General features: G+C 62.0%; 14 protein-coding genes. 9 read left to right on the plus strand and 5 right to left on the minus strand.

All coding sequences use genetic code 11. The features are described from left to right. Positions 1-223: 223 nt before the first annotated feature. The gene (locus tag KTAU_RS09515) at positions 224-1,201 is read left to right on the plus strand and encodes a hypothetical protein (protein ID WP_151728159.1); all 978 of its coding nucleotides are present in this window, start codon (positions 224-226) and stop codon (positions 1,199-1,201) included. A 120-nt stretch (positions 1,202-1,321) separates the two neighbouring features. Then, entirely contained in the window at positions 1,322-1,948 is a 627-nt protein-coding gene (locus KTAU_RS09520) for a hypothetical protein (RefSeq protein WP_151728160.1), read from the plus strand. Between the two features lie 66 nt (positions 1,949-2,014). On the opposite strand, the gene KTAU_RS09525 is transcribed toward KTAU_RS09520, so the two are convergent. Continuing rightward, positions 2,015-2,524 carry a ClbS/DfsB family four-helix bundle protein gene (locus tag KTAU_RS09525; protein WP_170293177.1) on the minus strand — a complete coding sequence of 170 codons (510 nt, stop codon included), beginning with the start codon at positions 2,522-2,524 and terminating at the stop codon, positions 2,015-2,017. A gap of 183 nt (positions 2,525-2,707) precedes the next feature. Here KTAU_RS09525 and KTAU_RS09530 point away from each other — a divergent pair, with 183 nt between their 5' ends. Next, positions 2,708-3,670, plus strand: coding sequence for a helix-turn-helix transcriptional regulator (locus KTAU_RS09530; protein ID WP_151728162.1), 963 nt, complete (start codon positions 2,708-2,710; stop codon positions 3,668-3,670). A gap of 36 nt (positions 3,671-3,706) precedes the next feature. Here the strand turns inward: KTAU_RS09530 and KTAU_RS09535 are convergent, their stop codons facing one another. Beyond that, the gene (locus tag KTAU_RS09535; protein ID WP_151728163.1) at positions 3,707-6,229 is read right to left on the minus strand and encodes a sensor histidine kinase; all 2,523 of its coding nucleotides are present in this window, start codon (positions 6,227-6,229) and stop codon (positions 3,707-3,709) included. Between the two features lie 684 nt (positions 6,230-6,913). On the opposite strand from KTAU_RS09535, the gene KTAU_RS09540 reads away from it, so the two are divergent. The 6 genes from KTAU_RS09540 to KTAU_RS09565 all read left to right on the plus strand — a co-directional run bounded on the left by KTAU_RS09540 (position 6,914) and on the right by KTAU_RS09565 (position 17,153). Further along, the gene (locus tag KTAU_RS09540; RefSeq protein WP_151728164.1) at positions 6,914-7,657 is read left to right on the plus strand and encodes a GntR family transcriptional regulator; all 744 of its coding nucleotides are present in this window, start codon (positions 6,914-6,916) and stop codon (positions 7,655-7,657) included. A 120-nt stretch (positions 7,658-7,777) separates the two neighbouring features. After that, a complete protein-coding gene (locus KTAU_RS09545) occupies positions 7,778-9,808 on the plus strand; it encodes a nitrilase-related carbon-nitrogen hydrolase (RefSeq protein WP_151728165.1) in 2,031 nt (676 codons plus the stop codon). 199 nt (positions 9,809-10,007) lie between these two features. Next, positions 10,008-10,610: a LutC/YkgG family protein gene (locus tag KTAU_RS09550; RefSeq protein WP_170293178.1), complete on the plus strand. Its 603-nt coding sequence runs from the start codon at positions 10,008-10,010 to the stop codon at positions 10,608-10,610. Continuing rightward, positions 10,600-12,924, plus strand: a complete 2,325-nt coding sequence (locus KTAU_RS09555; RefSeq protein WP_228026377.1) for an LUD domain-containing protein — start codon at positions 10,600-10,602, stop codon at positions 12,922-12,924. Before KTAU_RS09550 ends, KTAU_RS09555 begins: the two co-directional genes overlap by 11 nt. 262 nt (positions 12,925-13,186) lie before the next feature. Then, the gene (locus KTAU_RS09560; protein ID WP_151728167.1) at positions 13,187-13,612 is read left to right on the plus strand and encodes an HIT family protein; all 426 of its coding nucleotides are present in this window, start codon (positions 13,187-13,189) and stop codon (positions 13,610-13,612) included. Between the two features lie 466 nt (positions 13,613-14,078). After that, the gene (locus KTAU_RS09565; protein WP_170293179.1) at positions 14,079-17,153 is read left to right on the plus strand and encodes a GAF domain-containing sensor histidine kinase; all 3,075 of its coding nucleotides are present in this window, start codon (positions 14,079-14,081) and stop codon (positions 17,151-17,153) included. A gap of 270 nt (positions 17,154-17,423) precedes the next feature. On the opposite strand, the gene KTAU_RS21540 is transcribed toward KTAU_RS09565, so the two are convergent. From KTAU_RS21540 to KTAU_RS09575, 3 genes are all read right to left on the minus strand, one after another. After that, the gene (locus KTAU_RS21540; RefSeq protein ID WP_170293180.1) at positions 17,424-17,594 is read right to left on the minus strand and encodes a hypothetical protein; all 171 of its coding nucleotides are present in this window, start codon (positions 17,592-17,594) and stop codon (positions 17,424-17,426) included. 723 nt (positions 17,595-18,317) lie between these two features. Then, entirely contained in the window at positions 18,318-22,004 is a 3,687-nt protein-coding gene (locus KTAU_RS09570; RefSeq protein WP_151728169.1) for an AAA family ATPase, read from the minus strand. A gap of 313 nt (positions 22,005-22,317) precedes the next feature. Further along, a complete protein-coding gene (locus KTAU_RS09575) occupies positions 22,318-25,158 on the minus strand; it encodes a DUF4012 domain-containing protein (protein ID WP_170293181.1) in 2,841 nt (946 codons plus the stop codon). Positions 25,159-25,387: the final 229 nt, after the last annotated feature.

The raw sequence follows: 25,387 nt of genomic DNA on the forward strand, positions 1-25,387 counted from the left end.
TATGGTAATATTGTGACCTTGGGCCTTGTGCGAGTATAGGGGTCCCGCCATCTTCACCGCCCAAGGGCTGGCAGCCGCCATCTTCGCTGAAGAGAGTTGGTCCAAAAGAGAAAATTTTCCCCTTTCCTGGCGTTCTGAAGAAGAGGCGGAAGGAGCTAGCTGTGACCGCCGGAGCTGGTTAACTAGGTTAGATCGTCACCTGAACGCAGAGGTTTTTTTGCTCATGAGCAGCCAGTACCCTCAAGGCAGAGCCGGTTCACCTGACGCGCGTCGGCAACAGTTTGTAATGATGAATCTCCTCCTGCGCGCTGTTGCCGCTATGTATACGATCGATGAACTCTTTCAGTGGCTCTGTTATGCTTTTATCGAGCACTTCCAGATTGAGTTGATCGAGTTTTGGACACCGCTCCTCACACCAGCCCGTACCTCCGTGCTCCATCTGCGCACGATGCTTCCCCGCGACCCCAACCTGCCGGAGCAGATCACCTACAATGAGCAGATGCTGCTCATTGCCCAGCGCTTTGCCTTTGAGCAACGTCCGATCCAGACCTTCTCCATTGAGATGCTCTTTCCTCCGCAGCAGGTGGGCCTGTTGCACCAGTACGCTTGCCACTACTGTCTTGGCGGATTCATGAGCAGTCCCGTGCTGCTCCCCGCCCCGCCTGCCACACCGGGTCCCCAGGAGCCGCTCCCTTTCGCACTGACCTACCTGTTCTTCGTAGGTTACCAGCCCCAAACTGATCTTCAGCAGGCAATTACAATGCTGCTGCGTCAGGCAATTGGCCTGGCAACTCAGCGTGGCCTGCTCCTCCCGCTCCCGGCCCCAGGTTCCCCCCTCTCTGGGCCTGGGCCGACAACAGTGGTCGCTGGTCCACCAGGGACCTCAGCCAGGGTCCCAGGCCCAGGTCGCCAATCGCAGCCAGTTCCTTTGACCGCCCTGATCCCACGACGCAAGGAGGATGCAGAACTGCTGACTTCAGAAAACCCTTTTGCACGCTCCGCCGCCATCGCCGATAAACGCGCCCGCCGCCTTCACGGCGCTATCGATGGCGAGCAGAGCATCGCGGAGCTGGTCCAGAGCACAGGCATGGAGCTGGCCGATGTCCTGGCCGCTCTGCAGATCCTGGTGAAGATGCGGCGCGTGGAATTAGTTGATCCCGACGGGCGCCCCGTCAGCGCTGAGCGGCTTTTTGAGTCGTGAGCCAGCCAGGAAGGGATCTGTCAAGGCGCCTTGGATCGCTGAGGCTTTTTTCTTTCTTTCTTTACTTTAGCTATTTTCCAGATTTTCTGCTAGCTCTGGCTCGCTAGGAAGGAGGCCGACGTGGGTTTCAGTTGGATGCCCATCGTGCTCGCGATTATTCTGATTGCGATTACGCTCTTTGTGACCTTACGTGTGGCGGTTGCCTATCCCCAGGTGCGCAGCACACGCTTGCTGATGCTGGGAATCTCGATGGGAATGATCGCCCTCACTGGCCTGGCCGATCTGCTGTCGATGCTGGTGACGAGCGTCACCCTACACACGGACTGGTTTCTTTATCTGGGTCAAGCCTGCGCCTATCTGTTTATCCTGCTCAGCCTGCTCAATAATTCTGATCAGTATTTGAGCGCCTTGCTCCGCTTGCAGATCATCTGCTCGCTGGTGGCCCTCTGTGTCGGGCTGCTATCCCCTATTCTGCCAGACCTGCCCAATGTGGGCCTCCGCGCTACCCTGAGCGGTTCTCGCTCGCTCCTTTGCCTGGGCATTTTCTATCTGTATACCACGGCCCTGCTGAAGAAGCCAACGCGCTTCGCTTTCCTGATGGGCACGGCCTTCCTCTTCCTGGGCCTGGGCTATCTGATGATCTTCCAGAAGTATTTCTTTGTGAACTCTCTGCTGGTTGATAATATCGGCGATGGCTTGCGCATCATCGGCCTGCTGGCAATGCTGGTGGCGGTGCTGGGCAGCTGAGCCAGGGTCGTCAGGCCAGGCTGCGGCCAGTAAGAGAGAAGGAAGCTGGCTTCAACCTGGCCTGGTTCAGGCTTCGGCGGCGTTCCCACGCCGGGCGCTCAACCAGGCTCGCAGGGCGTTGGTATGATCTACCAGGTGCTCACAGGCCTCGCCATAGATCAGCTCTCCAAGGGGCCTGGCCTGCCAATTCAGCACCAGCTGGGCTGTCTCCTGCAGAAGCCTTTCATCGAGAGCCATAGCCTCATCGTAGAGACGACGCCAGGTCGTGTGAAAGTTCGTCAGCACCTCTTCCAGCGTTTGCCCCTGACGCTCGCGGTGGAAACGCTGGTTGAGTTCTTCGAGTTCTTCCTCGCTCATGGTGTCAAAGCATAGCATCGGCTCCCGCCCCTCCCGGGCAGCGGAGATATCACTGAAGGCCAGCTCCAGCCAGGCAGTAAGATGGGCAATCACATCTTTCACAGACCAAGCGCCCGCCCCCCCTGGCAGGAACAGCTCTTCCGAGGTCAAAGTGGCCAGCAGGCTATTCCATTCCCGATAGCAACGCTTCATCTCGCTGAGCAGTCGAGCTTTCTCCATAGATGACTTCTCCTGTTCTTCTCTGGTCTGCTGCTCCATCGGCAGAAGCCAATTTCTCTACGAGCACTGCACCTCTACCAGTGTTACACTCTCTTGAGCATAGCAGCGAAAGCGGTTATACTTCGTCCTAATTCGTTGATACTGATCTGATCATCTGGCGCAGATGGAGAAAGCGAGGTCGCTATGTACTTTCCCACGACGCGCGTGCTCACGGTGCTGGAGCTGCTCCAGGCCCGTGGGCGGATGAGCGGGGCCGAGTTGGCAGCGCGCCTGGAGGTAAGTCCGCGGACGGTGCGTCGCTATATCACCATGTTGCAGGATCTTGGTATCCCGGTAGAGGCGGAGCATGGCCGCTACGGAGCCTACTTCCTGCGCCCGGGCTTTCGCCTACCGCCTCTGATCTTTAGCGACGAGGAGGCCCTGGCTCTGACTCTGGGTCTGCTGCTGACGCGACGTCTGAATCTCATTGGCGATCAGAGCGCTGTCGAGGGGGCTTTGGCCAAGATTGAGCGTGTGCTCCCCGGAACGCTGCGTGAGCGTCTACAGGCGGTGCAGGAGACTCTGCTCTTCGACCTGCCACAGGCCAGCCAGCGACCTGCTGCCGGGGTGCTGCTGACCGTGAGCCACTGCACGCAGCAGAGCCAGCGTCTCTGGCTGCGCTATCGCTCCTGGGGTGGGGCCGAGAGCGAGCGTGAGGTTGACCCTTATGGGCTGGCCTATTGCTACGGCAGCTGGTATCTGGCAGGCTACTGTCACCTGCGTCAGGCTCTGCGCGTCTTCCGGCTCGACCGCATCCTGCTGGCCGAGGAACGTCCCGCTACGTTTACGCGACCAGTCGATTTCGACTGTCTGGGAGCGATTCAACACGCCATCGCGCTCACACCGGCCCCCTGGCAGATCGAGGTGGTCCTGGAGTTGCCACTCTTCGAGGTGCAACAGCGACTACCACCTGCTCTGGCGGTATTAGAGCCGCTGCCTGAGAATGAGCAGACGACCCTCCTGCGCTGCTCGACGCATAATCTGGACTGGGCCGCCCATGTGCTGGTCGGGCTGGACTGCCGTCTGTGGGTGCGCCATCCTCCCGAGCTGTCCACGGCCCTCCAGGCCCTGGCACGGCGCATCAGTGAGCAGGTGGCCCTGGCCTGAGAGAGAACCCTCGATCCCCCACCCCAGCAGAGTCAGTCAACCATCTGGCTTCTCTGAGACCTGAGCCAGGGGTAGCGCGAACCAGAAGGTTGCTCCCTGGCCAGGCTGACTCTCCAGGCCCACCTCACCGCCGTGAAGCTGGATAATGGTGCGACAGATATGCAGGCCCAACCCCAGGCCAACCGGCGAGCCTTCCTGCACGGGGATGCCCGGCGCGCGATAGAAGCGCTCCCAGATGCGCTGCTGCAGCTCAGGCGGTACCCCCGGTCCCTCGTCACGCACCAGCACCCGCGCCCGCTGTCCTTCGACGCGTAGACGGACCTCGATAGGGCGGTCGGGCGGCGCATAGCGAATGGCGTTGAGCAGATAGTTGGTCAGCACCTGACTGATACGTGCGGCGTCAACCTCGACCGGCACCTCGCTGGCACTCTCGACGCTGAGGCGAATGTCGCGCCCCGGGTGGACCTGCTGCTGACTCTGCACTACGTCACGCACGATAGCGGCCAGGTCCAGACGTCGACGGACCAGCTGCAAGGTCTCTGATTGGATACGCGAGAAGTCAAGCAGGTCCCCGACGAGACGATCCAGTAAGTCAACCTGAGCAATCGAGCGATCGAGAAGCTCGGGAATAGTGGCCAGGCGTTGGAGGACAGGATGAGCCTGGAGCGTGGACCGGTCGGCGCTGTCTTCGCTGGAGCTGCCGCCACCGAGATCACGACCGAGAGCGCTGGCCTTTTGCAGGAGCCGCTTGATGAGCTGGGCATTGGCCTTGAGGACGGTCAGGGGGGCCCGCAGCTCATGGCTGGCAAAGCTGATGAACTCGTCCATGCGACGATTGGCTTCGCGCAGCGCCAGGACGCTGGCCCGCGCCTCAGCCCGCTCTTCTAGCAGATGCTCGCGCTCCAGGACGAGGGTGGCCATGCGCGCCACCGCTGCCGCGAGTGCTAACTCATCGGGGCTGTAGCTGTGCTCTTCGGGGCCATAGTCAACGGTGAAGATGCCAATGAGCCGCTCGCGCAGGCACATGGGAATAACAAGCAAGGCCCGCACCGAGTAGCTGCGGACCTGACGGCGCAGGTGATCGAACTCGGGCGCCTCCAGGTCGATGAGCAGGCTTTCGCCAGCACGCAGCCGCTCCAGCAGGGCCGCATTGAGAAAGGCGCTCAGGGGGGCTCCGAGGACGATTTCCTGCCAGAGGCGCTCTTGCTGAGGAGTGACGCCCGTGACCGCTACATGCTGAACGCGCTCGGTTTCGCGCTCCAGCCCAAGCATGGCAACGCGCCGACAGCCAAGTACCTGGCGCGTCAGCTCGCCGAGCCGCAACATGATCAGACGCGTCTGCCCTTCACTCTGGGACTCCTGCAGAGGAAGCGGCTCATCGTCGACCTGGACGAGCGCTTCGGCCATCGCCAGCAGGGCGCTGAGCGCGGTATGAGCACGCTGCTCCAGCCGCCGCCGCGCAGTGACTTCGCGCCCGATGATGATGGCACCAATGATCTGCCCGCGACTGCTGCGTACGGGCGCGCCGCTGAAGCTGAAGATGGCTTCCTCTCCTCCAGTCAGCTTGATCTTGATATCAACCGCCTGCTCGCCAGCAATGGCATATCCCTGCTGGAGAATACGCTGCAGCGGCGCAACGGTGGGAGTATCAGCGAGCAGTAGCGCCTCCGCCGTCTCTCCAGTCTCTACCGCCCCACCCTGGTCGTTCACGCCCGCACTGGCCAGGGCCGCCCGACGGGCGTGATCCGGTCGCAAGAGGGGGAGAAGTCGACGGGCGACAGCGTTGACATAGACCAGGCGCCCGCGATGATCATACAGCAGAACGCTATCGCCAATGGCCTCTAATACGGCCCGCAGTCGGCGACGGTACAGCTCAAGCTCGTGCCTGAAGACAGCTTCGTCCGTGCAGGAGCCGAGCCGCTCTAGCAGCGAACGCAGATGCTCCTGCTCCTCAGACTCACAACCTTGCAGGAGCCGTAGTAAGTACTGCCGCGCCTGCTCGTCGGCAACGTGCGCCCGCTCTGGATACGCAATGATCCAGAGATGACAGGTCTGGACAAAGGACAGGAACGCCTGAAGCGATGCATAGGTGCTCGACGGCAGCAGGCGCCGCAGCTCCAGGCGAGCCTGCTCCGTCTGCTCGCCCGGTAAGAGCAGCGCCACAGCAGCCCAGAGCAGGGCCTGCTCCAGCGCTGAGGTTGGCTCGGGCCAGCTCTGGAGGGACTCTGTCTGAGCCGCCAGTAGCTCAAGCTGGACTGTTCGCTCCTCGTCGTTCTCCGGCTCCTGGAGGAGAGCGGCGATGGCCGCGGCCCTTTGTCCCTGGCTGAGGAGCCGGGCGAGTAAGTAATGAAGACAGTAGGGCACATGCCGCTGGTAAGTAAGAAGGGTAAAGAGCCGAGCGCGGAAGGGCGCCGGTAGCAGACTGGTGTCGCTAATGATCTGCTCCTGCCGGCGCAACTGCTCGAAATGCAATGGCTCAGCGCCGGCAGCGGCCAGATAGGGAGGTAGTAACTCAAACGAGTCTACACTAGAATTAGTAAACGATTCGCTGCTCTGCATGGATCACCAACGTAGCGGATGGCGCAGATGTGACATGAAGAAGGCCGGGCCGCCAGCCTTCTCGCTCGCTCCTTCTCACTATAGTAGAGGGATACAAGTCGAGGAACAAAGGCGGGAAGCATCACTGTCTCGTCCGCTTCCCCGCACGCTATGCCAGGCGCGCGGTCTACCTCAGCCCTGACTCTGGTGAGCAGGGAGAGATCGGCTCGCAGTGGCCTCTGCCTTGCAGCAGGTTCCTCTCGGCCTCACCTTCTATCCATCAGCTTGCCTGCACTCTCATCAGTCATGGTTCGCTGACTCCCGAGCTTCCTCCGGCGATCCTGCTGCCTGTGGAACTAACTAACGTTCAACCGGGCAGCTGTCCACAAAGCCGTCACAAACAGCCAGACAAGGGGATCACTGGCCGCATTGATAAGGCGGCTTGGCCACCGGGCGCGCATTGATTCACAATGCACAGCACAAGCCCCCTGCCGGGATATCCTTCCTTCGCTTGCAACGGTCGCACCAATTCTAAAGACAATTGCCTTTTATACAGCAGGAACATTCAATCATACGAACCACTTGACATCTCTGCATCACGAGTGTAAACTCAACATCAAACACTCGTGACTGGCTCTCTGCCATATCTCTAGTCTACCTGCTCTACCCACAACAATCAAGCAGAAGCAGGAAGGGGGTCGAACGGTGCTCAGAGGAAGGAGAGCACTGGCCAGCCAGGTGCGCCAGCGGCTGCGCATCCTGATCAGCACGGGCCTTTATCCCCCCGGTTCTCGCCTCCCGAACGAGGAAGAGCTTTCTGAGACGCTAGGAGTCAGTCGCACAACGCTACGCGAGGCGCTTCAGGCATTGGCCGAGGAAGGGCTGATCCTGCGCCGACATGGTCAGGGGACCTTTGTGAACCGGCATCCGCAGCAAGTGCAGGGCAGCCTTGACCGCAACCTTGACATCAGCGAGCTGATTCGGGCCTCGGGGCACCTGCCCGGCACACGTGACGTCGTCATTCAGACAATGCCAGCCAGTCCCCATGTGGCCACGCAGCTCTCTCTGGCACCCGCCGACGAGGTGCTGGCGATCGAGCGCGTGCGTCTGGCCGATCAGCGTCCTGTGGTCTTCTCGATCGATTTTTTGCCGATGGCCCTGGTGCAGACGGTCAATTATGAATTGACCGATCTCTATAGCGACTCGCTCTACGATTTTCTTATCCAGCGCCTTGGTCTCACCATCCATCACGGCCTGGCCCAGCTCCGGCCTGTACTGGCCGAAGTCTGGCTGGCGCAGAAGCTCGGCCTCTCCCCTGGTGTGCCTTTGCTCTATATCGAGCAAGTTGACTATACGCTGGAGCAGCGGCCTGTGCTCTTCTCGCAGGGATATCACGTTCCTGACGCTTTCGAGTTCGTTCTTTATCGTCGCGGCCCCGGAGAGAGCTGACCCGAGTGAGCGATCCGATCTTCTCACTCACTCGCTTCCTCGTCACGATGGTATATAATAGGGGTTGTGGGCGCGGCGCGACCAGCGCCGCCTGCTCAATCACGCCTGGAGCTTGCAAGCATGAGTACATCCGCGTCCTCCTTTACCAGGTACCGGGTCGCCGCTATCCAGTACGAACCCACGCCGGGCCAAAAGGAGCAGAACATCGGCGACCTGTTGCGTCTCGTCGAGGAGGCCGCCCGTCACGGCGCGCGACTGATCGTCTTACCAGAGCTGGCCACGACCGGCTACTGCTGGGAGTCGCGCGAGGAGATCGCCCCCTACGTCGAGCCTGTCCCCGGCCCTACCTGCCTGCGCTTCGCCGAGCTGGCCGCCGCCTACGGCTGCTACATCGCGCTGAGCCTGGCCGAGGTCGACCCCGAAAGCGACGTCTACTACAATACGACGGCGCTGCTCGGCCCCCAGGGCCTGCTCGGCAAGTATCGTAAGCTGCACTCATACATTGCTGAACCACGTTGGGCCCGCGATGGCGATCTGGGCCTGCCGGTCTGGGATACGCCTCTGGGACGCCTGGCGATCCTGGTATGCATGGACGCGATGTATTTCGAGGCCGCACGCCTGGCCGCTGTTCGCGGGGCCGAGGTCCTGCTCTTCCCCTGTGGCTGGCTAGACGAAAAGTGCCCCAGCAGCTGGTGGATGCTGCGCGCCTTCGAAAACGGCGTCTACCTGATCGCCGCCAACCGCTACGGGCGCGAGCGCGGGGTGCAGTTCAGTGGCGGGAGCTGCATTCTGAATCCCGATGGCTCGATCCAGGCTTACCGCGACGATGGCGAGGGTATTGTCTACGGCGAGGTCGATCTAGAGCGCTGTCGCAACAAGCAGTGGGGACCTGCCGGCGAAGAGCCGCTGGGCGATCGCCTGGCGGATCGTCGCCCCCGTGAATATGTCTCGCTGGTGCACAATACCTATCTGTGGGAGCCGCTGCGCTTCCACGGTCTCTATCAATCCCACGAGCTGCCGCCCGGCCAGCTCTCCTGCGCCGCTTTTGTTCAGCTTGAGCTACGTGAGATGCTCGCCGCGCCCGAGGAGGAGCAAACAGCAGCTATTGCTACTGTCTCGAACGAGGAGCGTCTGGAACGTCTCCGGTCTCTAGTGCGCTCGCTGCTGCGTGTCCATGAACCTGCCTATCCAGATGTGCTGGTATTGCCCGAGCTGGCGCTACCAGGACCATCCGACCCCTCCCATCCCGATTTCGCGGCCCGGATACGCGCCGGCGCTATTCGTGTGCCCGGCCCCGAGATCGAGGCCCTGGTAGCCCTGGCCACAGAGTTCCAGCTCAGCATTGTGCTGGGGGTCGCTGAATGTACATATGCTGATGGAAACCCTGAGCCAGTCTACTATAATACGGTGCTGTTGCTCGACCCCGAGGGAGTTCACGGGATCTACCGCAAGCTGCATCTCACGCGCGCCGACCGGCGCTGGGCCAGTCCAGGCAACCTGGGTCTGCCAACCTTCGATAGCCCCGTAGGACGCATCGGCCTGGCCACAGGCTACGACGTGCTTTTCCCGGAGACGCTGCGTGTGTTGGCGGGCAAGGGCTGCGATCTCGTCTGTGCCCCGACGCTGCTCAATTTCCCCAACCCCAGCGGGCTGGGGCCGACGGCGATCCCTTTCGGCCCACACGTGGCCCCCGAGGGCTACGATCCTTTGCATTACTTACCCTGGCGCATTCGCGCTGCTGAGCATCATGTCTACCTGACCATTGCCAACTGGAGCGGCGAGGCCCAGGGGGTTCGCGCCAATGGCTTCAGTGGCATCTACTCGCCTTCTTGCTCCAGCTACCCCTGGCGTGAGGTAATCGCCGAGGAGGGCGAGTCAACGCTGATGCTGATGACCATCGATACGCGTGAGCAGCGCACTGGTCGACGCTCGACGACGCTTTCGCCAGCCTATATGCCCGGCGATGTGGCCGGCTCCTTGACCGGCGAGCTGGCTTACGATATCCGCGAAACCATCCCCGGCAATGTGGTCCGCGCCAAGCCGCTCTTGCGCAAGCGCCAGCCGCTGTGGTATCTGGACCTGGTGCGTCCTGCTGCCGGTGTGGCCTCTTCCGCTCCGGCAGAATCGCCCGCCACGCCAGCTGCACGCTGACTGATGAGAGCCGGACCAGTACCTGCCTGGGTGTATCATTGCCTTCGGCCTACTACCCTACGGCGCATCCAGCAGCGCGGTCGCTGGCGACGAGCCAGGTCTCACTGCTGGCGCGCCATTTTGCTTGTTGCAGGCATCAGCCTGAGTGATCGCTGCTATCTGCTGAAATTCTCTGGTTACACGAATGAAGAGTTCAGCTTTGTTCGCTCAGTTTCAGAGCCGTCTGAGCGCCGCCGGCGGCGTTGCCCACTGGGCCGAGGACCTGGCTCAGGCCGCTGAGATCATCGCTACCCATCCCGCGCTCGCTGAACAGCGGCTGATTGTCCCACCTGCTTTTGCGGCTTGCCAGCCCTGGGGAGCACTCCTGCCGCTTTTGAGCGCGCGCGGCATTCGTCTGGAGGAGGCCACGACCCCCGAGCATGTCGCCGATGCCCCGGCTGGCCTCTCTTGCGCCTCCCTGGCCATCGCCGAGACTGGCTCGGTCTTCCTGGCCGACAATGCCCTGGCGGCGCGCATCGTGGGCATGCTGACGCTGACCCACTTTGTTCTCGTCTCCGCTGGACAGCTAGTTCCACTCCTCGATGAGGCAGCTACCTTGCTTCAGACCTTGACCCGCCCGGGTCCCCAGCAACAGCACTATATTTCCCTGGTCACCGGTCCCAGCCGCACCGCCGACATCGAACGTACGCTGACGATCGGCGTGCAGGGGCCACGCACGCTCTGCGTGATTGTCGTCGCTACTCCTGCGAGTGATCCATCTCTCTCTAGCGAGGAAGCAAAGGACAGGGACAATGAGCAATAAGGAGCATGCACAGGCAAACGAGGCGCAGACCCCGACCTCCCGACCAGGCACTGCCAGGCCAGTCCCGGCTGTTCACGATATGCCCCCGTTTGCAGAGCGCCTGCAGCGAGGCCTGGAGGATGAGAACATGCACCGCGCCCTGGAGCGCTTCGCGCCCAGCTGGCGTCAGTCACGCCAGGCCCTCTTCGAGGCCACAGCGGCAGAATATGGTTCCGACTATAGCTTCGTCTCCCTGCGCCAGCGCCTGCGCGCCGCCAAGGATGAGGCAATTGCTCACCAGCAGGAGTTGGTGGCTCGCTTCAAGGAGCAGGCCACAGCCGCCGGCGCCGTGGTCTATGAGGCCCGCAGCGCTGAGGACGCCAACCGCTATATTTATGAACTCTGCCGCCGCAAGGGTATCACGCTGATCGTCAAGTCCAAGACGATGGTCAGCGAAGAGATCGAGCTGAACCACTATCTAGAAGAACGAGGGATCAAGGCCGTCGAGACCGACCTGGGCGAGTGGGTGGCGCAGCTTGACCATGAACGCCCTTCGCATATGGTGATGCCCATTATTCACAAGACCCGCCAGCAGGTGGGCGAGGTCCTCAGCCGCGCCACCGGACGCGAGATTTCACGCGAGAATGTGGCCGAGCAGGTGGCGGTTATCCGCCGCGAGCACCGCCAGGCGTTCCTGACCGCCGGCATGGGCATCAGCGGCGCCAATGCCCTCATTGCCGAGAGCGGCACAGTGATGCTCAATACCAACGAGGGCAATGGGCGCATGGTCACCTCACTACCGCCAGTGCATGTGGTGCTGGCCGGCTACGATAAGCTGCTGCCCACCTTCGCCGATGCCATGACGCAGATCCGCTTGCTGGCCCGCAGCGCTACCGGCCAGCCCATGACCAGCTATACGACCTTTATTACGGGACCGGACCGGCCCGGTAAGGAGGTGCACATTGTCCTGCTGGACAATGGACGCAGCGCCATGCGCGCCGACCCGCGCTTCAAGGAGGCCCTGCGTTGCATTCGCTGCGCCGCCTGCGCCAATATCTGCCCACCCTATCAGCAGGTCGGCGGCCACGCCTTCGGTTACATCTACAGTGGAGCCATCGGTCTGGTCGTGACGCCCTTCCATCATGGCCTGGAGGCCGCCGCCGGTCCACAGAGCCTCTGCGTGAGCTGCAACGCCTGTGAGACCGTCTGTCCTGTGGAAATTCCTCTGCCTTCCCTTATCCTGGATGTGCGCAGCCGCGTGGTGGCCAGCGAGGGCCTGCCCTGGCTCAAACGCCTCATTTTTGGGGTTTTGGCCCGCCCACGCCTCTTCGATCTGCTCACACGCCTGGCCGCCGTCGGCCAGTGGCCGGCCACCAGGGGTACGCCCTATGTGCGCTATCGCTACCTGCGCCCCTTCGAGGGCCTGCCAGGCCTGCGCCCGCTGGCCCAGTTGACCCGCTGGCGCAGCCTGCCAGCGTTCGCGCGCCGCCCCCTGCGCGATCGCATTGGGGTCCGCGCCAATCTGGCCGCCACTCACCAGGAGGGACGTCGTTCCGATGAGATGACGGTCTGCTATTTTGCCGGCTGTATGACCGACCGCCTCTATCCCGAGATGGGCGAGGCCGTCATCCAGGTCCTGGAGCGCTGCGGCCTGCGCGTGGTCTTCCCGCGCGCTCAACATTGCTGCGGCCTGCCAGCTCTCAATTCAGGCGATCGCCAGCACGGCGTGGCAATGGCCAAGCAGACTGTGCGCATGCTGGAGCGCGCCCTCGACGAGAGCGGGGCAGATTACATTGTCTGTGCCTCCACCAGCTGCGTCGTGACCCTCATCCAGGATTACTTGCGCCTCTTTGAAGATCTCCAGCTGCAGAGCTGGCTCAACCGCACCCGCTCCCTGGCCGGGCGCATCATGGATTTTACCAGCTTCCTGCTGCGGGTCCTGGTAGCCCAGCAGCGGCTGCCAACGCTGCGCCGTCTCAGGCCCGGGGAGACGGCGCCCGTCGTGACTTATCATGATTCCTGTCAGTCGTGTAACTGCCTGGGCCTGCGCACAGAGGCACGCCAGGTCATTCGCGACGTGCTTGGCCTGGAGCTGCGCGAGATGAGAGACTCTGATGTCTGCTGCGGCTTCGGCGGCTCTACCTCGATCGAGCACCCAGAGATTGCCGAGCGCCTGCTGGAGAGAAAGCTCAGGCACGCCGAAGAGACCGGGGCCACGCTGCTGGTCTCCGACAATCCTGGCTGCCTGATGCACTTGCGCGGCGGCGTTGACGCCAATGGCCGCCCTCTGCGTGTGCTGCACCTGGCGCAACTGGTGGCGGAGTACCTCGCCTAGCCGCTTCAAGCGGGAGAAGAAGAGCACTCAGGCCGTCCCCCTGGCCGGCAAGCGCTTGCCAGCGGGGATGGCCTTGACGGTCTTGAGCCTTGTGCACAATTGCATTACAACGAGCTGCAGAGTATACTGTTAATGCACCGGGGAGAGGGCCGTCACTCCTCTGCTCAAGCCGGCTCTCTCCTCATCAGAACCGTAGCTATTTTTCAGCGAAATTGGAACGCAACGCCTGACCAGACTGGCGTTGTGGGAAAGGCGGTCAGCCGTGAGCTGCATCTTCTGTGAGATGATCAGCGGAAAAGTGGAGGCCAACTTTGTCTATCAGAGCGATGAGGTGGTGGCCTTTTTGAGCGAAGAGCAGCCCAATCCCTACAAAGTGGTGGTCGCGCCGCGCAAGCATATTGAGACCATCTACGATCTAGATGATCAGCTTGCCGCGCGTATCTTCCAGGCCACCGTTCACGTGGCTCGCGCCATCCGTCGCGCCAGCAACTGCCCTGGGCTAAGCCTGGTTCAGGCGAATGGCCACGCTGCTCAGCAGCGGGTGCGCCATTTCCATCTCCACCTGCTGCCTCGCTTCCCTCACGATACCGCCCTGGGCCGCGTCTTCCTGCGCTGGGAGGGCTGCCCGGCGGAGCGCAGCGAGCTGGAACGGCTGGCGGCAGACCTTCATGCCCAGCTCTCTCATTAGAGCCATTCTTGCTAAGCTTACTGAGCTACGTGATTGCGCACCTGCCCGGCCTCCATGCCGCTGGAGCTGGGCAGGCCGAATCAAGCTCACGTTCGCACCCTACCGTTTGTTCTCTGGCAAGACAGCTTTTTCAAGCAGAGAGATCAACCATCGCTTTCCTCTCTCCTTGCTACCTTTTTCCCACAATAGATCGTTATTGGCCAGGAGACTGGCAGAACCGTAAATAACCCGATCAGTTGTTCCTCTGTTGGCGCAATATTCCCTCATCCTTTTCGAAAAAATGCTCCACTTAAATTGATCTATGATATACTATGTTCATCCCTACTCTCTACCCCGGCCTGCCACGCGCAAGCAGAAGCCTTTCGCGCTCAGCCTCCTGATCGGCAGGGCCAGCCAGCCCACAGGAGAGCACGTCGGCTGGCAAGATCGGAAGAGAACTAGCAAGCCAGGATGGTGGGGACAAGCGATGAGAACGGTTGTCACGAAGCGCCTGACGCCCAGCTATCTTCAACGGCTCTACCGCGAAAGCAGCCTGGAAGCCGGAGCAGCGGCCCTCACTGTCTTCCTGAGCCTCCTCTGGATGGCTCTGCGCCTGGGAGGCAGCCAGGCTACCGCCCTTTTTGCTGATGCCATGTACTGCCTCTGCGCCCTGGGTGCCGCCGCCCAGGCCGCCCTTACCGTCTGGCGAAGCCGCTATGGCCCTTTGCGCCTAACTGTTCGCTATCAGGCCGCCTGGTCGCTCGTCAGCATCGCTCTGCTGCTCGACGCCCTCGGCGGCTTACTCTACTTCTATCGCGATTGGACAGGACAGGCCAACGCTCTTCCTTCCCTGGCCGACCTCGCCTTCCTGCTCAACTATCCGCTGATAATCAGCAGCCAGCTACTCATCCTGAGCGATTTCAAACTGAACGGCACTGTTCTCCTGATCTTGCTGGACTCGCTGATCACAACACTCTGCTTGCTGGGGGCGATCTGGTTCTTTCTCATCGGCCCCTCCTACGCTTCTCTGCGCCAGAGCGGTATTGATCCGGCCACGTTGGGGATCAGCCTCAGCTATCCCTTCCTCGATCTGCAGGTCGTGCTCGCCAGCGCCATGCTCCTGACCCTGGTCCGTGTGGAGCGGCCTCTGCGCCCCTCGCTGCTGCTCCTCATCGTCGGCGCCTGCTCTCTGCTCTGGTCCGATAGCTGGTATTGCTACCTGGTGCTACACCAGGCTTACGTTTCAGGAACGCCCTATGTCGATACTGGCTGGCTGCTCTTCTTTACTTCGCTGGGGCTGACCGCCTCCTGGCAATACACTGCGCTCGCCCGGCATGCCTACCGCCAGCAGGTCCCGCTTCGTGAGCTTAGCCAGGTCCTGGAAACAGCCAGTCGCGCCAGGGGCGACGAGGAGTCTCCGGCCAGCGAGTACCCTTCCGATCACGTTTTGCTCTTCCAGAGCCTGCTGATCTATCTACCGTTCACCATCGAGATCGTGCTGACGCTCTATTCCAGCCTCATCCATGATGGTGTCCGGGCCGCCTTCCTCGATACGCTGACGGCAGCGGTGGCCATCTGCCTCTTTCTGCGCTATCTGCTGACCGATCGTCAGAATAGTGCACTGCTGCGCGAGCGTGAAGAGCGCCGTCAGGAGGCCGAGCGTCTGCGGCTGCTAACGGCCCAGCTCAGCGAGATTTTGGAGTTGAATCCTTTACTGGAGCGCATCGTGAGCCTGGCCCCCACAGCTCTGGGCTGCGAGGCAGCGCTGCTTTTCATCCAGGAGAAAGCTCCCTTTCCTGAGATGCCAGCCAGCGTGAGGGTCTATGTGGCTGCTCCGCCTGCCGGGCCAGTGATTCTCTGGCGCTTTGAGGGACAGCGCCTCGACGTCTGCACGATTCTGCAGCCACGCGAGCTGGAGGTGCGCTGGCCTGTAATGACGCCCGAGCATCTGCCCGCGGAGCTTGTGGCCTGGTACACCCACATGGACATCCGCACGAGCCTGGTCATCCCCCTGTTGTATCAAGAGAAACACCTGGCCAATTTGATCTTCTGTAGCCGCTCAGACCGCCCGTTCTCACCAACGCAGAAGACGACGGCGCGCACTTTCGCCGAGCAGGCCGCCACTGCGCTCGAACATGCTTTTCTGTACCAGGAGGCCCGCGAGCAGGAGGCTTTCGCCCAGGCCCTGGCCAATATCGCCACCCGCCTCAATTCGGCCATTGTCGAGCCGACGGAGATCCATCAGATCATCTGTCGCGAGGGTGCCAATGCGCTCGATGCTGACTATGTGCTGCTCTATACTCCCGACCAGCACGGCAGCCTGCTGCCCCAGGCCATTGCGGCCAGCGCCGGCGAGCCATCCAGCGAGCTGAGTGAGTGGCCGGTGATCTACGAGCACGAGTACGAGGCCCAGGCCCTGGCCTCGCCCCAGCCTACGCTGATCCCCTTGACTCACTTCTACCAGCTTGACCCGCCGCAGCCGCCAACGCCGGTGACGCTGCAGGCCCAGGCCCGGGCTGTCGCCGTGGGGGCGACGGCCTGGTCGCCGCATCCGCCGCGGCGGCAACGCATGCATCGCGCCCTCTCGCTGCGCGAGATGCTCGCCAGACGCTACGTACCGACAGCCATCCTGGCCCCGCTTTTCTCACACAACGTCCCCGTCGGCTTGCTGGTCCTGGCACGCTCGCTACGCCCAGGCACCCAGGAGCGCCAGCCTCTGGGCCTGCCCGATCTGCCACGCGCTCAGGGCTTTGCCGAGCAGGCCGCCGTCGCCTATACCAATGCCACGCTCTACCAGCAGCTCCGTACAGCTCATCAGCAGCTGCAGGAACTGGACCAGCTCAAGGACCAGTTCATGATCACAGCCTCCCATGAGCTGCGCACCCCCCTGACCGCTGTGCAGGGCTATCTGGAGCTGCTGGCCCAGTACGATGAGATCCTCTCTCCCGAGCAGCGCCACGAGTTCTTGCATAAGACGCGCCTGGCCTGCGACGAGTTGGTGCTCCTGCTCAATAACGTCATGGATGCCAGCCGCCTGGAGGTCGATGCTGGCATTCGCCCGGCCCATATCGAGACGGTGGCAGTGGAGGACATCGTGCAGAGCGTCGTCGATATGATGGAGCCGCAGCTCACTCAGGAGGAACGGATCGTCTATCTGGACATCCCTCCCGATCTGGCAGTGCAGGCCGATCCGGTACGCTTGCGTCAGATCTTGCGCAATCTGGCCATGAATGCGCTCAAGTACTCACCGCCTGGTACGCCGATCACCTTCCGCGCCCGCGCTTCGCTAGATAGCACTTCACTACGGCCCTGCGCCTTGATCAGCGTCAGCGACCGTGGCAAAGGCATCCGTCCCGAAGACCAACCGAAGCTGTTCCAGCGCTTTGTGCGCCTGGAGAGCGATGTCAACAGTCCCGTCCGTGGCTCTGGCCTGGGTCTCTACATCTCGCGCCGCCTGGTAGAGGCGATGAGGGGGAAAATCTGGGTGGAGAGCAGCGGTGTACCGGGGGAAGGAGCGACTTTCACTATTGAGCTACCCTTGATGGGCAACGGCCTCAGCTAGCTAGCGGAGGAGCCTGGAGCAGTCGCGAGATCCCACCATCATTGCTTCTTCTATCGGCGCAATCTCAGCGTTCTTCACGCGATCTATATGGCTGGCCAGGGCCAGGGAGGCATGGGCAGGCAGCGGAGAGTAGAGAGGGCAGCGGGGAGGAGGAGAGACAATCACCTCTCTTTCTGCCCTTCTGCCTTTTGCCTGATCATCCGATCCACTTATCTGGCCGCTTGCCCCACTCGCCCGCCCGCCCGCACCGCACCAGCCTCAGGCACTCGCTTACTTTTTCTGCTCTTCCTTGGCGGCAGTGGCTTCTGCTTGCCTTTTCACTAGAGGAGGCACATGCTGCTCGCAGAAGCGGAAGGTCCGCCCGCCGGAGAGCAGCTGAGCATAGGCTGCCGGCTCGCCGCAGGTATCGCAGCGGCCCACATGTGTTTTCACTGCTTTCATGAGAAAAAAAGAGAACCTCCTTACCGCGGTCTATAGGCAGGTACCGACGCCACTCGCTGCACAATCTCAGCGTGAGCGAGGAGGGTCAACGTGTACCGATCTTCAGAGAGGATTTGCCATCCTATATGATACCACAGTGAGCACACCAGCGCACCCTCCGCTTCTCTAGAAGGAAGCTCAGCCAGAATCTTGTCTTATGTAAGAGCGTCCCAATCTTCTCTAGTCGGACCAGGTTGCGGACGGCAGCGAGGCGAGGAGCAGAGAGAGACAAAGCGAGCAAGTTGCGCAGCAGCGCGCAGCAAAAAGTGTGAGAACCTGGTCCAAGAACGAACTTCCGAGCAGGCCGGGCCGCTAGTGAGAGGAAAGTGAGCATGAAGTGGGCGGGAGTAAACTAGAGATAGTGGCGTCGGGTCACCTGTGGTGATCGTCTGGGTGCCAGCGTGCTCGTTGAGCCGGGCGCCTTCAGGCCAGCATGCCCGTGTGCTCCGAACCGGAGGCCGTTGAGCCGCGCCGCGCCGCGGCGCCCGGGGAGCCCAGGACAGGCTCCGGTTGCGCTCTGTTGCGTGCCACAGCAGAGGGTCCGTTGAGCCTGACCCTGCGCGAGGCTGCAGCGCAGAGTTCCGACCCTGGCTCGTTGAGCCGGGCGCAGCCCTGCAGGCCAAGCCGACTGGCTCCGAGCCGTTAGACGATCACCACACCACGCCCACCTTGCAGGAGAGAGGATCAAGGGTCGGGGTAAGCGGTGGCATCGGCCTCGAGCGCCATCTCTTCTGAGGTCGAGGTGGCGGGCGTCGGCGTTGGGGCCAGTAACGGCTCCTCACCCGGTTCGCGTACACTGATCTCCAGGCGGCCCTCAATCGCCGTCACATGCACCACACCCGGCTTAGGAATGTTCCCCATCAAAATGCGTAAACTGAGCGGCACGGTCAGCAAGCGCTCGATGGCCCGACGCAGAGGACGGGCCCCCTGGGTGCGGCTGAAGCCCTCTTTACAGAGCAGATCGATGGCGCTCTCATCGGCTTGCAAGGTCAATCCCTGCTCCAGCAAGCGCGAGGCCAGTTCATTCATCTGCAGGCGAGTAATCGCCCGCGCATGCTCCTGAGTCAAGGGGTGGAAGATGACCACCTCATCGATGCGGCTGAGAAATTCGGGGCGGAAGGTCTGGCGCAGGCGCTCCATCAGCTGCTCGCGCTGCATCTCCTCCAGCGAGGTCTTACTGGCGGCGCGGAAGCCGCTGGGTAGGGAACGTCCCAGCATCTCGGTGCCTACGTTGGAGGTCATGATCCAGATGGCATGCTGAGCGTCGACCGTATGTCCCTGAGCATCGGTCAGGCGCCCGGCATCGAAGACCTGCAGGAAGAGATCGAAGACCTCGGGATGAGCCTTCTCCACTTCGTCCAACAAGACCACGCAGTGGGGACGGCGGCGCAGCTTGCCGGTAAGCTGCCCCTCCTGGTCGTAACCGATGTAGCCCGGCGGCGCGCCGACCATACGCGAGACGGCATGCTTCTCCATGTACTCCGACATATCCACACGGATTAGATATTCATCGGAGCCAAAGACCTCGGCAGCCAAAGCCCGCGCCAGCTCGGTCTTGCCCACGCCCGTCGGTCCCAAGAAGAGAAAGACCCCCGCGGGGCGATTGCGCGGCTTCAAGCCGGCTCGCGCCACTTGAATCGCCTGGGTCACGCGCCGGATGGCCTCGTCCTGACCGATCACGCGGGCTTTCAGCCGGCTCTCCAGGTTGAGCAGGCGATCGCGCTCCTCACGGCCCGGCGCATTGACAGGAATACCGGTGCGCGCAGAGATTACTTCGGCTACGGTGGCCGCTGTGATCACCGGCTCCTCGCCTAATTCATCGCGATTGTCTTGCTCGACCGATTCATCCTCCACCCAGAAGACGCGGGCCTGCGAGCAAGCTTCATCGAGGACACTGCAGGCTTTGTCAGGCAGGCGCAAGTTGGGCAGATACTGGACCGAGAGATGGACGGCGGCCTGAAGGGCTTCCTCGGTAATGCTGACATGGTGATGCTGCTCGTAGAGTTCCCGCATCCCCCGCAGGACCTGCAGCGCCTCCTCCGGCGATGGCTCTTCGATGATGATTGGGCGCAGGCGGCGCTCCATCGCCGCGTCTTTCTCGATCATGCGGTACTCCTGCGGTGTGGTAGCCCCGATACAGCGTAGACGGCCCCCGGCCAGCGCTGGCTTGAGAATGCCGGCGGCGTCGATACTCCCATCCGCAGCTCGTCCAGTGCCGATCAGCAGGTGCATCTCATCGATAAAGAGAATGATATTGCCGCTGTTCTCGGCCTCTTCCAGCACCTTGAGCAGCCGCTCCTCGAATTCGCCGCGGTACTTGGTGCCGGCTACCAGCGAGCTGGCCGACAGCTCGATGAGGCGCTTGCCGCGCAGCTCTGGCGGTACGCGGCCCTCGACGATGCGCTGGGCCAGGCCCCCGACGATAGTCGTCTTCCCCACGCCCGAGTCGCCGATCAGAATTGGATTGTTGCGATCTTTGAGCATCATCGTCTGCATGAGCAGACGCAGCTCTTTCTCGCGTCCGATGAGCGGAGGTAGCTGCTTCAGGCTGGCCTGGCGCGTCAGATCGCGGCCTAGACGCTCTAGAAGCGAGTTACCGGCCCGCGGCGCCGGCTCGGCCAGGCTGAAGCCCGCGGGCATCTCCACCGCTGGCGGCTGATGCGGCTCCGCGGAAGGGGCCAGTTCCAGCAAGGCATGGGCCTCACTGGCCATGATTAACTCGATCAGTTGCTCGGGATTGATGCCGATCTGCGTCAGCAGGTTGTGGGTCACCCCATCGCCCTCGCTGAGTACGGCGCGCGCAATGGCGCGCTCGTCGATCATGCTGGCCCCGGCGCTGATGGCATTGCGCTCGGCGGTCAGCAGAATCTCCTTGCAGCGCCGCGTCGGCAGGATCGGCGTGTCACTGGTGGCCTTGCCGCTGCCCAGGGCGCTGCGAATGACATCGCGCACCTGCTTGGGCGAGAAATTGAGACTCCGCAGAGCATCCTGGGTACAGCCTCCATCAAGCTTGGTCAGGGCGATGAAGAGATGGGGCGTTCCCAGATAATCCTTGCGCATGCGCCGCGCCTCCGCCAGAGCGATGCTGAGCACCTCCTCCAGAAAGCGCCGGTCGAGAGCGTGCGACGAAGATGGCAACGAGGGGATCAGTGGCTCTTCCTCCTCTTCAAAGATATCGACATAGTCGGCGGGATTGCGCTCGGGCAGCCCAAAGCTCAAACGCAGCAGCGGGTCACCGTAAAGCTGGAAGGAAATCCAGGCCGCCTGCTCAGGCCGACGTTGGGCCAGCACGGCGCGACTGCGCCTGACCGCCTCGCCAATAGCGACCCCATCGCTCAACTCCTGATAGAGCAGAACGGCGAACTCGCGAACGCGCGCGGTCGACAGAGGCCAGCGCAGGACCACGACTGCCCCCGCCCCGGCCTCGATCAGGCGTCGGGCCAGGCGCTGCAGCAGCTCCTCTCGCTCCGGCTGGCTGGCTGGCCCCGCTCCCATCATCGGCGCGGGCAATCCACTGCCCCCACGTCCTCCTGAGCGCTCGCTCTCGTAGTGACTGACAAAGACCAGGGGACGCCGCGGCAAGAGCTGAAAGAGCTGGGCCGCCGCCTCGCCATCAAGGCGCGAGCTGCCCGCCAGGGCCAGCGCCGGCTCGCCTGCCACTAGCAACGGTCCCGCCCCGGCATAGTGAATGATCTGCGGCGGCTCACTGCTGATGCGCATGCGCATGTCCAGCTGATTGGCCTGCTGACGATAGAGGATCGTGCGCCCAATCGCTTCGGGCAGGGCAGTGCAGAGCGCAGCCACCTCTTCTTCTGCCGCGCTGCGCTCACCTGTCGGATTGACAAGGAAGAGGACCGAGAGACCCACCTGGTCGCGCCTTCCCATTTTGCGCTGCATCCGCTCTGTCAGCGGCGCCAGACGCTCTGGCCGCGCCTCGCCCGCTAAGCGGCTCACGCTCAGCCGCTGACAGAGAAAGGAGCTTGGGCGGATGCTCCCATCAAAGCAGAGCTCCCAGGGGATTTCAGGAGTGTTGGTGTCCAGCACGAGGGGGAGATCAAGATGCCGCAGCGCCTCCTGCAGCGGCAACGGCAACAGCTGCTCAAAGAGAAAGCGCCCCAGAGCCTGTACCGAATCGTTAACCGCGCCCAGCTTCATTGTCTGGCGCTTGCTCTCGGCCAGAGCCTGCGTCTGCATGTATTGAGCCACGGCCTGCAAACTGCGCCTGAGCCGCTCTTTCAGCTCAGGGGTGATCTCCGTGACATAGTCGCGCCCTTCCTTGCTACCTTCCCTGGCAGAATACTCAGGCAGGTCAAGCCGGAAACGATAGACGCTTTCAGTGCGTATGATACTCAAGAGCGCCGGCAGTTCCATGAGTTCTTCTCTTCTACTATCTTCCCAGATTAGCTAGCCCTGAGAATACAACCTACTGCAAGAGCAGTATATCCCAAGCATGAGTCGCTGGCAACAGTAGCTTTCTTCGCTCTCTCACCACACAAATACAGGCACTCTGCCACATCTGTAGAACGAGCATACTACAAGCTGCATGATTGGTCAAGCTTTTCAGCATTTTAGAGACGTTACGGTGATCAAGGCTTACTCATCGGCAGGCCGACCTCAGTCGTGGTCAGGACAGCGTTCGCCATGCCGGTGAGCAAGCCTCAAGAGCGGGCTGGGCGACGAGCGACTAAACGCCGACGCGGGGGTAGCAGCTGCTCTGCGTGCTCGCTGCCTGTCCCTGGCTGTGGCTGCCACCAGTGGACAGGCTACGCGGCGTGATGAGCAGGTCGTTGCTCAGGAGGGTATCCACATGGGTCCCGGCGAGATTGAGCTGGCTGCAGGGGTCAGGCGGCAGAATGGTGACATCCAGCTCCGGGTAGGTGCCCGCCTGCCGCTGGACCAGCAGGGCATAGTGTCCTTTGTTGAGGGGAGGCACATACCAGGAGAGAGTGACGGTAATGGTGCAGTTCTTGGGCACCACTACCCAGCCGCCGAACATGGCCCGCCCTGGCACATCGCTGACGGTATTGGTCGGTGGTCCAACGCTGTCCAGCGGATGCCAGTCTCCCGGGTTCTCGTCGCTCAGGGTCGGCGAGGCCGCCCCCGGCTGATATTGCCCCGGCGGACACATCAGTTCGTCGTGCGGATAGACCACGGTCGCATCGCAGGCAGGTAGTGGCCCCCCGCAGAGAGGGGTCCCGCTGTCAAAGCCATCGCCACTCAAGAACTTGCTGTTCGGTGGGACATAGATGCGTACGTAGTCGCGATAGGTATCGTAGCCGTAAACCGGCCCGGTATCGGTATAGGCCAGGCGGAGCTGCAGATAGTGGGTGGCTCCGCCGCTGGCGTCCAGCGTGACGACATCGTGAATGAGCGTCCGCACATACTGCGAGGCCTTGGTCGCGTTGAGGTTGGCCTGCACAATATAGAGGCCATCGTGGCTGGTCGAGCGGTCCATCTGGGCACCATAGCCGTATTGGATGAGCAGCTGCTCGACACGTGGATCGGTGACATAGATTTCGATGTCTTTGGTTTTAAGGTCGTAAAGGGCCTCATGAGCAATGGCCAGGATCTCGTCAGGAGGAGCATGACGCACACGATCCAGCAGGGTCTGGGCCAGGCGCGAGGTGAAGAGTTTGCGGGCCTGACTGGAATCGTCAACATGCTGGACGATCTGCTGCTTGCGCACCCCCTCGCTGTCAAGCTGGTAGAAGTGGAGGCGATCTTCGAGATTGAGAGCAGTGATGGTCTCATTGTAGCCCGGCACGGTAATCGGGCCAATGATCTGCAAAACGTGTTCGATGAAGAAGGGGGTTAAGGCGATGACGCCATCGACATGGCGCCCCGTCTCATGCTGGTAGGCCTGGATGGCTAGCTGCCCGGTGGTGGGAAAGTCCGCCGAGAGGTTGGAGTCACGCAACCCCCAGTTGGCGAAGGGCCACCAGGAGCGATATGGCTCGGGAGCAAGCTGGCCTAGCGTTGGGCTGCTGGCGGTGTATTCGACAAAAGAGATGTCTTTGAGCGAGAAGGGCGCGATCCGGCCCGCGTTGATGGTCAGCTCGCCATACTGACCAGTGAAGCCGCCAGCCGGTCTCAGCTCAGAGCGGTCCATCGTCTGCACCAGATAGGTGCGCGGTTTGTCTACTCCCAACAACCAGCCTGCAGCGTCCAGGAGCTGGCGCGCCTGGCTCAGGCTTTGCTGGAGTACTGGGAGCAACTGTAGTACCTGCTGCACCTGCTGCCGCTGACTACTGCTGAGAGGCAGGGCTGCCAGCGAGAGATTCTGACTTTGCGTCTCGATGTCCCGTAATGAGGGCATAATATTGTCGATAGTCGTTCCCAGCAGGTTGAGCATGTCCTGAGTGACCAGCGGCTTGCTCGAATTGCTGAGGAGGGGTCCCTGGAAGTGGGGGGCCAGGCTCCTGGCCGCTGGGATCAGCTTGAGGCCGATGGCACTGACGTCAACACCGATCTGGGCCGCAGCCCGCGCCGAGCTGACCTGCAGCCGATATTGTGGAAGGAGAGCAATAACGGTATGGATGAGAGCGGAGTGGTCAATGGTGTCTCGCGCCTCGGCGAAGGATTGTTGAGCCTGCTGCAACTCTTGGGCGGCCTGGCTCAACTTGTCTGCTTCGAAGAGACTGGAGGGATGGGCTTTGGCGCCGTTAAAAATAGTCTTGAGGGCGAGCAGGTGCTCAACGCCGGCGGAGGCTTGCCCGCGCAGGGTGCTATAGGTCAGATAGGCCTGCAATCCTACGGCCAGCCCGCTGACGATGGGCAGGCCGATGCCCAGCAAGAGGATAGCGAGGAGCACCAGCGCCTTGAGACGTTGCCGCCCTGTGCCATAACGCGCCTGCTTCCAAAGGCGTCCTGGCCACTGAGGAGGACGGAGACGACGGGCAGAGCGATGCCGTGTACTCGCACTCTGCCGGGCCGCGCTCTTCTGTTTGTGATCCGCCGTCTGCTCAAGGCGGGCAGCAGGTGCTTGGACCACCAGCTGTGGGGCCTGCTGCTCACCTTGCCCGGTAGCCACGCCCGGCGTAGCCAGGGGCAACGTTTCGGCTTCGGCCAGGGGGGAGGCCGCAGTGGTCAGCGTGGCGGGGGCACTGGCCAACGGCAGGGTCTCGGCCTCGCTGAAGGCGGCCTTGCGCCCCTCCTCGGCAGGCTCTTCGGGCCTGCTCTCGGGGGCCGTCGGCTCTGGCCCCGGCTTGTTGGCAGAGTTCGGGAGCGCTGTGGGGAAAGTCACCGGCGCTGGTCCAGCACGCAGGAGAGAGGACCAGGCCGCCGCCGCGCGTTCGATGGCGGCCCGTGCCTCATCGCTGGCACGCTGCTCCACGGCTCTGGCCGCGGCCATACTCTGCAGCTTGATCGTGTCTTCGTCCGCCAGGCTGCTCGCCGCCTCTACTGGCCCGCTTTCTCCTTTCGCTGCTTCCTCGGACGGAACGGGGCTGGTCAGGGCTGGCTCCTCTTGCGGGTTGCCTTGACCCGCTGCTTCCTCACGCTTTGGATGGTTGCTATTTATAAGCATATCAGACATGGATTACCTCAGAAGAACCCCGGGCAGCTTGATCTCAATATATACAAAATCTATTATCATGTACCGGCGATGGTTTTTTGGAACAGCTTGATCAGAAGGGTAAGAGAGCCTCCTCTCTCCCTGAGTATAACGTATGGTGAACAGGCATTGTTGCTTTTTCAATCAGGGGTCCTGTTCGGCCAGGGGAGCTGCCCAGGGCACTGGAGCTGAGTCGCCTCAC

The organism is Thermogemmatispora aurantia (genome assembly GCF_008974285.1).
Classification (GTDB): domain Bacteria; phylum Chloroflexota; class Ktedonobacteria; order Ktedonobacterales; family Ktedonobacteraceae; genus Thermogemmatispora; species Thermogemmatispora aurantia.